General features: G+C 42.9%; 12 protein-coding genes and 1 pseudogene. 9 read left to right on the top strand and 4 right to left on the bottom strand.

Going from position 1 to position 10,554, the window contains the following annotated elements; translation table 11 throughout:
* Positions 1 to 96: 96 nt before the first annotated feature.
* The 3 genes from F6K20_RS02240 (at position 97) to F6K20_RS02235 (ending at position 1,600) form a co-directional block, all read left to right on the top strand.
* Positions 97 to 864, top strand: coding sequence for a Uma2 family endonuclease (locus F6K20_RS02240; RefSeq protein WP_008184114.1), 768 nt, complete (start codon positions 97 to 99; stop codon positions 862 to 864).
* Positions 865 to 1,175: 311 nt separating this feature from the next.
* Positions 1,176 to 1,367: a DUF6888 family protein gene (locus F6K20_RS40460; protein ID WP_502708805.1), complete on the top strand. Its 192-nt coding sequence runs from the start codon at positions 1,176 to 1,178 to the stop codon at positions 1,365 to 1,367.
* Positions 1,355 to 1,600, top strand: a complete 246-nt coding sequence (locus F6K20_RS02235; RefSeq protein WP_287293524.1) for a DUF6887 family protein — start codon at positions 1,355 to 1,357, stop codon at positions 1,598 to 1,600. Before F6K20_RS40460 ends, F6K20_RS02235 begins: the two co-directional genes overlap by 13 nt.
* A gap of 247 nt (positions 1,601 to 1,847) precedes the next feature.
* Here F6K20_RS02235 and F6K20_RS02230 read toward each other — a convergent pair whose 3' ends face one another.
* Together F6K20_RS02230 and F6K20_RS02225 are read right to left on the bottom strand one after the other, a co-directional pair.
* The gene (locus F6K20_RS02230; protein WP_287293522.1) at positions 1,848 to 2,144 is read right to left on the bottom strand and encodes a transcriptional regulator; all 297 of its coding nucleotides are present in this window, start codon (positions 2,142 to 2,144) and stop codon (positions 1,848 to 1,850) included.
* The gene (locus F6K20_RS02225) at positions 2,119 to 2,256 is read right to left on the bottom strand and encodes a type II toxin-antitoxin system HigB family toxin (RefSeq protein WP_287293528.1); all 138 of its coding nucleotides are present in this window, start codon (positions 2,254 to 2,256) and stop codon (positions 2,119 to 2,121) included. Before F6K20_RS02225 ends, F6K20_RS02230 begins: the two co-directional genes overlap by 26 nt.
* Between F6K20_RS02225 and F6K20_RS02220 the strand changes: the two genes are divergently transcribed.
* Positions 2,230 to 2,493: a hypothetical protein gene (locus F6K20_RS02220; RefSeq protein ID WP_287293531.1), complete on the top strand. Its 264-nt coding sequence runs from the start codon at positions 2,230 to 2,232 to the stop codon at positions 2,491 to 2,493. The two genes, F6K20_RS02225 and F6K20_RS02220, sit on opposite strands and share 27 nt — an antisense overlap.
* A gap of 228 nt (positions 2,494 to 2,721) precedes the next feature.
* Here F6K20_RS02220 and F6K20_RS02215 read toward each other — a convergent pair whose 3' ends face one another.
* Positions 2,722 to 2,859 (bottom strand): hypothetical protein, encoded by a 138-nt coding sequence (locus F6K20_RS02215; protein ID WP_008184109.1) that lies wholly within the window; start codon positions 2,857 to 2,859, stop codon positions 2,722 to 2,724.
* A gap of 564 nt (positions 2,860 to 3,423) precedes the next feature.
* Positions 3,424 to 3,675, bottom strand: a pseudogene (locus F6K20_RS02210) (Uma2 family endonuclease); the annotation flags it as partial.
* Here F6K20_RS02210 and F6K20_RS02205 point away from each other — a divergent pair.
* From F6K20_RS02205 to F6K20_RS02185, 5 genes are all read left to right on the top strand, one after another.
* Complete coding sequence (locus F6K20_RS02205; protein ID WP_502708804.1) at positions 3,651 to 5,825, top strand: copper-translocating P-type ATPase; 2,175 nt, start codon at positions 3,651 to 3,653, stop codon at positions 5,823 to 5,825. The pseudogene F6K20_RS02210 and the gene F6K20_RS02205 overlap by 25 nt on opposite strands.
* A gap of 240 nt (positions 5,826 to 6,065) precedes the next feature.
* Complete coding sequence (locus F6K20_RS02200; RefSeq protein WP_008179850.1) at positions 6,066 to 8,045, top strand: WD40 repeat domain-containing serine/threonine-protein kinase; 1,980 nt, start codon at positions 6,066 to 6,068, stop codon at positions 8,043 to 8,045.
* Between the two features lie 153 nt (positions 8,046 to 8,198).
* Positions 8,199 to 8,786, top strand: coding sequence for a Uma2 family endonuclease (locus tag F6K20_RS02195; RefSeq protein ID WP_008179851.1), 588 nt, complete (start codon positions 8,199 to 8,201; stop codon positions 8,784 to 8,786).
* 99 nt (positions 8,787 to 8,885) lie between these two features.
* Entirely contained in the window at positions 8,886 to 9,221 is a 336-nt protein-coding gene (locus F6K20_RS02190) for a class I SAM-dependent DNA methyltransferase (RefSeq protein ID WP_008179852.1), read from the top strand.
* Between the two features lie 79 nt (positions 9,222 to 9,300).
* Positions 9,301 to 10,554, top strand: a 1,254-nt coding sequence (locus tag F6K20_RS02185) for an RNA-guided endonuclease InsQ/TnpB family protein (protein WP_287293519.1), incomplete at its 3' end; no start/stop codon positions are given.

Here is a 10,554-nt window from a genome sequence, read left to right as displayed (position 1 = left end):
CCGATTCCCGATTCCCGATTCCCGATTCCCGATTCCCGATTCCCGATTCCCGATTCCCGATTCCCGATTCCCGATTCCCTGTTCCCTTTGCTCTATATGTATCAACAAACAGATCCGCCCCGACCCCCGAAAGAAATCCTACCGACAATGTACGATCTACCTAGCGAAGAAAAGGAGGATTCAGGATTGCCAGATCAATACCATATTTGGCAAGCAGACTTACTGGAGAAAACGTTTTTCCCACCCAATTATCCTAGAAACCAAATTCTCGTTGCTAGCGATCTGAATATTTACTACAATCTCAAACATCCTACTTGGTATAAACGTCCCGATTGGTTTGCTGTCTTGGGAGTGGATCGTTTGTACGAACAAAGAGAATCCCGCTTGAGTTACGTGATCTGGCAGGAAGGAGTAGCTCCTTTTATTGCCATCGAATTACTTTCTCCTAGTACACAGAAAGAAGACTTAGGAGAAGTTAGACCACAAGCCAACCAACCCCCAACTAAATGGGAAGTCTACGAACGGATGCTACGGATTCCCTATTACGTGGTCTTCAATGGTAATAGCAATAAACTGCGCTTGTTTGAATTAGTGCGCAGCAGCTATCGGGAAGTGATTCTCAACGGTGACAAATTCTGGCTTCCAGAAATAGAACTAGGTTTAGGATTGTGGTCAGGAAACTATCAAGAGTTAAACCGACTTTGGTTGCGTTGGTACGATGCAGCAGAAAATTGGATTCCTACACCGGTTGAGAAAGAAAGACAGCTAGTTGAAAAAGAACGTCAACGAGCTGAACGAGAACATCAACGAGCTGAACGTCTAGCAGCTCAATTGCGAGCAATGGGTGTAGAGCCAGAAGATTGAAATTTTAGGTAGGGTAGGGTGGGCAAATAATGATAATTTGGCAATTAGATCAGTTGTCATCTCCCTTTGCCCACCAGACTTGAGCGTACGCTTAGTCAGCGGTCAGTAGAGTAGGGTGGGCAAATGATGAGAGTTTGGCAATTTAATTAGGAATCATGTCCATTTGCCCACCAGACTTGAGCGTACGCTTAGTCAGCGGTCAGTAGAGTAGGGTGGGCAAATAATGAGAGTTTGGCAATTTGATCAGTGATCTAGTCCATTTGCCCACCCTACAACAGCTCTCGGAGCGCGTTATAATAATCGTTATTGGTATGGTTTCGGGAGGGCAAAATATTCCTACACAAGCACAACTATTACAATGTTATACTCTTTCTTGTTGGGCTACAAGGTTGTATTTACCAATTAACTTAATCAGATTTGATGAACGCACGTTCAATATCTTCATGATAATTGGTGATGAAATTGAGATTGAAATTAAACCTAATGGGGAATGGATCAAATGAATCAAAAACCTAATTTTGCTACTATGAGTGATCAAGACTTAAAAAAATATGTCTTATCTCATCGAGAAGATGATGAGGCTTTTTATGCTTATTTAGATAAAGTACGTGAAAGAAAAGATAGAGTGGTTTATCCCCCTTTAAATTCCTTAGAAGATCTGGAAAACTATCCAGAGGTGATTGAACAAATGCGTCAAGATTCAGGTAATAATTTTAACCAAAATAATTTAATTTAGCATCAACGCTAAATTTCTAGGAACCCATGCTGATTTACATTTCATTAACCCAACCAACACCAGAGGGATACGCATTCGGTAGGCTTGGGTGGGCAAATAATGAAAGTTTTACAATTAGATCAGTGATCATGCCCATTTGCCCACCCGACAATAGCATACGCACTACAAGAGCGATCGCACTTTCAAAGCTTCTTGAGCATTGAGTTGACGCTTTCCGTTTAAAATATCTAAAATCGTTTGCTCTTGCTCAAAAATCCCTAAAAAATCTGGTATCTTTAGATCTATAGTCTGCCATTAATGTCTGTAATAATTCTCCATCGGTTAATTCGGGGAATTGTTCAGTTTTTTCTTCATAGTCATAGACTAACATTCCTAATACCCTTAGAGAATCTCGATCATCTTGATTAATAGTTTTTTGATCTAATAGGTCGTTTATTCTTTGTTGGGTTGCGATTAATTCAGCGTCATTCGTAATCGGACGGGGCGCAAAGTATGTGATTAATTTAAGGTAATAAGGACTAGGAGTTGTTAAACCAGTTGTCATTTTTACATTTCTCCTTATCGTAGTCGGCGTGGGTTAAAATGGCCCGAATAAAAATGATTTGCGCTTGATAGTCAATGTAAGTAGGGTGGGTAAATTTTGGGAATTTGATCATTTCATCAGCTCTGATGCCCATTTGCCCACCCTACAAAATCAGGCGATCGCACTCAACGGCGTTCTCCTCGACTTCACTACCTTTATTGTGTCATATCATCGGTTTGTTGGGTTTTGTTGTCTCAACCCAACCTACACTATTCGCGTACTCACTTTCAAGCGGACATTGACAGCTGCGTTACACTTCATTAACGCACTCTACAAGAGCTTTGATATCCCTGATATATTCGATTATTAATAAACGTAAATAGTTCAGGGTTTCGACATAGTGTTTCATTTTAGGATAATCAAAGTATTGTGAAAAATACCATTCAGTAAATTTAGGGATTTCTACTAGTTTTATTTTCTGTAATTCATTACTAATTTATTGGGTATTTAATGAATTATCATTAATCACTTGAAAGGCGTATCCTCTAATAGTATCGGTTAATAGTTCAATAATCCCTAATATACTAACGTCTTGATTTTATTCCCATCGGTAAATTTTTACTCTTTCTGCCTGAGTAGCTTGATAGTCAATGAGCAATTGATTTAAGATTTGCTCAATATATCCTTTGGCTGTTATGGTATTATCAGCTTTGTTGGAAATATCTAAGTTTGGCATGATTTTTTTAAGTTTAGCCGTAATAAATAATTTTGTTGTCTCTTTCTATAAGAAATTCAGTTCCTTTATTCCATCTGAATGCCCCATTGGGTAATTGGGTTTTTCGCGACCATTTTTTGTTAAAATTAGCGGCTTTTCTGAGATACTTTAAATAATTCCCTTTAAAACCGTGTCTGTCTGCATGATCTACAATACTATTGGCTAGGCGTACCCATTCCGTAGGGTAGGGTGGGCAAATTATGAGAGAAAGGCAATTAGATCAAATATCATGTCCATTTGCCCACCCTACAAGAGCGATTGGCCGTAGGCCACGCTACGCTCCGGAAGCGTTCGCAAAGCGTGGCCGAAAGGCCTCAGCTTCCGCGCTTATGCGATCGCACTGACAAGATTCATAGCACTTTTCCCGTAACTTACCCATAGCTCATAAGCTGATAGCTGATAGCACCTCAAGTAGCGTGCGCGTAGCGCTTAAGCTGATAGCTGAATGCTTACTATCATGTCCATTTGCCCACCCTACAAAATCTATGTTCACAACTAAAATAAAAATGCTATAGGACTCCATAGTTACAGTAATAACCAGGCAAATAAATCCTTAACTGTAAGATTTAGCTCACTTACAAAAGATGGTACAGGAAGTAACATATCGGGTTGATCGAATACCTCAATTTCTTGTTTAGAATGGTAAACAAACACAGTTTTTTCCTCTGGGTCAATCAACCAACCGATCTGGGTTCCATGCTTGAGGCAATGAAGAATATTTTTGGTTACTTTTGTGTGACTTTGGTCTGGAGATAAGATTTCAATGGTCCAATCTGGATGTCACAAATTATGCCACCCCTTTTTTTTTAGCGGAAACCCTTGACCTAAAACGAAAATTCATTGTCGGTGCTGTGCTCAGTACTGTCTTAGTGATTGGTTCACTACCGATGATGACAGGATTATCTATCCCCTGGATTCCATCTTGGTTACATCATCCTTGGCTACAGCTGGTATTAACCACACCGGTTCTGTTTTGGTGTGGACAGTCCTTTTTAACTGGAGCATGGAAAGCCTGGAAACACAAAACAGCAGATATGAATACCCTAGTCACCCTTGGGACTAGTGCTGCCTATGTCTATTCTCTGTTTCCCACTGTGTTGCCCCCGGTTGTTTTGAAATCTTTCCTACCCCAAGGGGTAACTCTCCCTGTGTACTATGAAACCACTGCTGTAGTGATTACCCTGATTTTGCTAGGGCGATTGCTGGAACACCGGGCTAAAGGACAGACATCTGAAGCAATTCGTAAATTGATGGGATTACAAGCTAAAACCGCTCGTGTGATTCGCCATGGTCAAGCCCAGGATATTCCCTTGGCTCAGGTGCAAGTTGGGGATGTGGTATTAGTGCGTCCAGGAGAAACTATTCCGGTAGACGGCATAGTTATAGAAGGGGCTTCTAGTGTAGATGAGGCCATGGTGACAGGAGAAAGTGTTGCGGTCAAGAAACAGCCGGGGGATGAAGTGATTGGAGCAACGATTAATAAAACTGGTAGCTTCCAGTTCCAGGCGACTCGGGTCGGGAAAGATACCGTACTGGCACAGATTGTTAAGTTAGTACACCAGGCTCAAGGGTCTAAAGCACCGATTGAAACCTTAGCAGATCAGGTGACAGGTTGGTTTGTGCCGGTAGTGATTGCGATCGCAATGGTCACCTTTGGAGTTTGGTGGATGACCACAGGAAATCCTACCCTAGCGATGATTAATATGGTGGCGGTGTTAGTCATTGCTTGTCCCTGTGCTTTAGGTCTAGCTACTCCAACGGCAGTGATGGTAGGGACTGGTAAAGGCGCAGAAAACGGGATTTTAATTAAAAATGCCGAAAGTCTGGAATTGATTCATCAACTGCAAACCATCGTCCTAGATAAAACCGGAACCCTAACGGAAGGGAAACCTACGGTAACGGATTTTATTACAGTTGGAGGCATCTATGACTCCTCCTCAGAACTGGGCAGCTTTACCGGCAGCAATGAAATCAACTTGTTGCAACTAGCGGCAGTGGTAGAGAGTCATTCGGAACATCCCTTAGCTGAAGCAGTGGTGCGCTATGCCCAATCTCAGGGAATAGGATTGCAGTTACCAACACCAGAGAATTTTACTGCTGTTGCTGGCAGTGGGGTACAGGCAATTGTTGATCATGATCATCCCCTCTTCTCTTCCGAACCGACAGATGATGGGCTCAAGGGCAAGAGATTGGTGCAGATTGGGACAAAACGATGGATGGAAGAATTAGGGATTGACACAGATGTGACGGTGCAACCGGATCGGTCTTTAGCAGACTATCAGGGGGATTGGGAGGCGAGCCGTAAAACGGTAGTTTGGATCGCAGTTGATGGTAAAGTTGAAGGCATTGTGGGCATTGCTGATGCCCTAAAACCTGCTTCAGCTGAGGTGGTGAAAGCCTTGAAGCGGTTGGGATTAGAGGTAGTAATGCTAACCGGAGATAATCAACAAACTGCTGATGCGATCGCAAACGAGGTTGGCATCCATCGGGTATTTGCTCAAGTCCGACCAGATCAAAAAGCTAGCATCATCTCTACTCTCCAAAAAGAAGGCAAAACTGTAGCAATGGTAGGGGATGGGATTAATGATGCCCCAGCTCTGGCTCAAGCAGACGTGGGCATTGCCATTGGTACAGGTACTGATGTTGCGATCGCAGCTTCTGATCTGACCCTAATCTCCGGGGATTTACAAGGCATCATTACAGCCATTCAACTAAGTCGTGCTACCTTCCGCACTATTCGCACTAACCTCTTTTTTGCCTTTATCTACAATGTATTAGGAATTCCGATTGCGGCTGGTGTGTTATTCCCGATCTTTGGCTGGTTACTCAATCCCATTATTGCTGGTGCAGCGATGGCATTTAGTTCAGTATCTGTGGTAACTAATGCGTTGCGATTACGGAATTTTCAACCTATTTCTGGGTTATGAAACAATACAAGTAAGTAAGTATTCAGCTATCAGCTATCAGCTATCAGCTGATGCGCTACGCGCACCCTACTTGAGGTGCTATCAGGGGCTTTAACTGGACGGGGTCGGATCAGTAAGACTAGCAGAGATTTTCAAGCAGCCGTACCAGCCCGTAAGCTTGTTTACTACCTCCCCTTGATTAGCTGACGGCTGACAGCTGACGGCTGAATGCTTACACAAGTAATCTAACCAGTTGTTTCTGTGAGCTACTGTCTCAATCCCAACTGCCCTAAGCCTTACAATCCTGATGCCAACAAGTTTTGCCAAACTTGCGGCACTAAACTCTTGTTAGGACAGCAATACCGAGCTATTAAGCTGATTGCAGCAGGAGGCTTTGGCAGAACCCTTTTGGCCATCGACGAGGGAAAAGCCTCTAAATCCTACTGTGTGATTAAGCAGTTTTACCCCCAAGGTAATAATCAAGCTAATAATCAAGGTAACAATAAAGGTAACAATTATCCTACCAGAGCTGCTCGATTATTTCACCAGGAAGCCTTGCGCTTGGAACAGTTGGGCAAACACCCCCAGATTCCTGAACTCTTCGCCCATTTTCAACAAGATCATCACTGGTACATAGTTCAGGAATTTATCCATGGGGAAAATTTAGCTCAAGAGTTGGCAGCAACTGAACCATTCCGAGAAAGTCAGATTCGTAGACTCCTGAGTCAGTTGTTACCAGTGCTCAACTTTATCCACCAAGGTAAGGTAATTCATCGGGATATCAAGCCAGAGAATATCATTCGTCGTGGTATCCTCCGCCCCAGTGCTGGCCAAGGCATTATCACTCCCCCAGACCTGGTATTGGTAGATTTTGGTGCAGCCAAGTATGCCACACGCACTACCTTAGCCAAAACTGGCACAACTATTGGTAGTGCTGGTTATGCGGCCCCGGAACAAATCTTTGGTAAAGCAGTATTTGCCAGTGACATCTATAGTTTAGGGGTCACCTGCATTCATTTATTGACCCAAACTCAGCCATTTAATTTATACGATCCGATGGAAAATGGCTTTGTCTGGCGGGATTTTTTGCTCCATAATCCCGTCAGTAGACAATTGAGTCGGATTCTCGACAAAATGATTCAGAGTTCCATCAAGCTCAGGTATCAATCCGCGATCGCAGTGATGGACGATTTAGGAATCACCCAAGAAACCGAAGCTGGTCTGACCTGGGGGCAATTCCACCGTAATCAACAAACTCCCCAATCTACTGGTAAAACTGGTAAAACTGGTAAAACTGGTAAAACTAATGTAACAAGCAACTCTCGGCCACCAAGAGGTAATCCCAGGATTATCGTTTTTGCAGCAACCACTCTCAACGGTCATTCCGATGAAATTTATTCTGTAGCCTTTAGCCCTGATGGACGTACCCTAGCCAGTGGATGTAGGGACAAAACTATCAAGTTGTGGGAGTTGAAAACAGCCTGGGAAATCCTTACCTTTGGAGGTTGGTTTTCTAAGCATTCCGCTGAAGTGCGTGCTGTGGCATTTAGTCCTCAGGGAAAAAGTCTTGCCAGTGGTAGCGCTGACGAGACCATCAAACTCTGGAATGTGCGTAATGGTAAGGAGATTTTCACCTTCACAGGGCATTCCGGTGACGTGAATTCCATTGCCTTTCACCCCCAAGGATACCACCTTGCCAGTGGCGCTAGTGATCGCACCATTAAGCTTTGGGATGTTCGTACCCTAAAGCAGCTCACTACTCTGACCGGACATTCATCATTGATTAATTCAGTAGCCTTTAGGCCAGATGGCCAAATCCTTGCTAGTGGTAGTGCTGACGCTACCATCAAGCTGTGGGATGCCTTAAGTGGTCAGGAAATTCACACCTTTGAAGGGCATTCAGACCAGGTGCTTGCGATCGCGTTCACTCCCAATGGACAGACCCTAGCCAGTGCTAGTGCTGACGGTACTATCAAGCTTTGGGATATTAGCACTGCCCAGGAAATTACCACCCTCAACGGTCATAATGGTTGGGTTTATGCGATCGCATTTGACCGTAGTGGCCAAATCCTCGCTAGTGGTAGTGCAGATACTACTATAAAGCTATGGGATGTTGATACAACTCAAGAAATTGGCACTCTCAACGGTCATTCAGACACCATTCATGCTCTTGCCTTTGGTCCGAATAACAGAACTCTTGCCAGTGGTAGTTTCGACAACACTATCAAGATTTGGCGCTAGGTAGCTAGGGGGCAACAGGCAATAGGCAATAGGCAATAGGCAATAGGCAATAGGCAATAGGCAATAGGCAATAGGCAATAGGCAATAGGATGATTAAAAAATAATAATTAGACGTAGGATAAACAGAATAACAAAGGAAAATTTTAAATACCTATGCAACTAATATCTGAACCCAAATATTCTTCTCCAGAAGACTATTTAAAACTAGAAGAAACAGCAGAATACAAGAGTGAATATCGGGATGGAGAAATTATACCAATGACTGGTGACACTACCAATCATAATCAAATTGCCCTTAATATTGCTACCCTTTTCAAACTCGGATTAAAGGGAAAACAGTACAAAGTTTACATTGGTGATGTGCGTTTGTGGATACCTCGTTACCGTCAGTATACCTATCCAGATGTTATGGTGATTCAGGGTGAACCAGTTTACACAGGTAAGGGTACAACTACAGTAACGAACCCGATGTTAATTGTCGAAGTTTTATCAAACTCTACTAAAAACTATGACCAAGGTGATAAGTTTTTATACTATCGTTCTATTTCAGAGTTCAAAGAATATATTCTAATCGAACAAAGTGAGTATCGTCTACTGCAATATAATAAAACTGCTACCAATCAATGGCAGTTCACTGAGTATGAATCAGAAAATTCCGTTATTTCTCTTAACTCCTTAGAGTTAAGCGTTTCTTTTCAAGATATTTACGAAGGGGTAAATTTTAAACTTACTCAAGATTAATTTTTGGATTAATCATTAAATTTGCTCCCTCCTCTACCATTTAACTATTCAAGCTACCCTACACCGAAAATCAAAAGCGAACAATATTTAAACGTCATAATGAGTAGTAATTTTTTTAGCATCAAAGAAAAGTTCTTTGATCTGTGGGCACCAAACTACGACATCCTGTTCACCACAGTATTTTACCAAGCACTCCATAAACGGCTGTTAGAGTATATAGAACTCACAAATCAGCCCAATGTATTAGACCTTGGCTGTGGCACAGGTCGTTTACTGAATCGTCTTGCTCAAGAGTTTCCCAATCTTCGAGGCACTGGGGTAGATTTATCTACTAAAATGCTCGCTCAAGCCCGACAGCAAAACCAGCATCGGCAGCGAATAATCTATCAAAAAATCCGGGAACGTGAGAACCCTGCGTCTAAAGACCGGGGATGAAACGGACGCGACGGGGTTTACCCCGCCGTATCCATTCAATTCAATTAAGCTATAATAGGAGCAATTAGGTGATAGTAACATGTATAGAACAATCCCAGTTAAGGGGACATTTACAGATGAAGAAAATGCTTTCTGGGTGTTTCAATGCGAACAGGCCAATAGCCTAATCAATTGTGCGATATATTACGCCAAGCAAAAACACTATAGTTGGTTACGTGAACAACCTGAGGGCTATACGACTTACTGGCGTGATGACGTCCTTAAGTTTGGTTGGAAGACCTACAGATGCGCAGTTAAATATCCTGAATTAGACAAGGCTCTTAAGATGAGTCCTCATTATAAGGCTATGGCTGCCCAGTCAGCTCAACAAACGTTGAAGTCTGTAGGGGAGTCGATGACTAGTTACAACCAATTAGTTAGGCAATATTATAAAGGCGAAGTTGACAGGCCAAGGCTTCCTAGATATCGCCAAAAAGGTGGCTTAGCTGCTGTTACTTTTCCAAAGCAAGCATTAACTTACAAAAAAGGGCTGTTCTATCCATCGGTTAGCAAAGAGTCTAAACCCGAGTTACTCTGCGAGATAACATTGGAACCGCCAGAATTTATAGATCCCGACTGGGTCAAAGAGGTAACTATTCGCCCCTACCTAGGGCAGCTTTGGCTCGATTGGGTTATTGACGATGGGAGGCAGTCGTACGAACACAATCCTAATCTTGATTATTCGCAGGCTTGGAGCTTCGACCATGGGGGCGACAACTGGCTCACCGGCGTCTCTACTCAGGGCAAAAGTCTCATAATCGACGGTCGTAAACTCAAGTCGATGAATCAAGGGTACGCCCGCTTGGTAGCAAAGTACAAGACCGGAAAGCCTGAATTTTTCTGGGACGCTAACCTCGATCGGGTTCAAAGAAAGCGTAATAATCAAATGCGCGATGCAATCAACAAGGCGGCCAGATTTATTATTAATCGGTGCTTAAATGATAGAGTTGGTAATATCATTTTTGGCTGGAATGAGCGGCAAAAAGATTCAATCAACATTGGGCGACGAAGCAATCAAATCTTTGTTGCAATTCCCACCAAAAGATTGATAGAGAGGTTGAAGCAACTTTGCCCCGAGTATGGCATCAAGCTAACAATCACTGAAGAATCTTATACCAGTAAAGCGTCTTACTTAGACGAGGATCCATTACCGAAACATGGTGAAAAACCCAAAGGATGGAAGCCCTCAGGAAAACGGGTAAGACGTGGTTTGTATGAAACAGCCAAGGGATATCTGATTAACGCAGATACTAACGGAGCGGCAAATATCGCGCGAAAAGTAGCCACACAGTTA

Source organism: Moorena sp. SIO2C4 (assembly GCF_010672485.1).
GTDB lineage: Bacteria > Cyanobacteriota > Cyanobacteriia > Cyanobacteriales > Coleofasciculaceae > Moorena > Moorena producens.
Note: the sequence above shows the minus strand (reverse complement) of the source record. Positions and strands in the feature narration are given on the sequence as shown.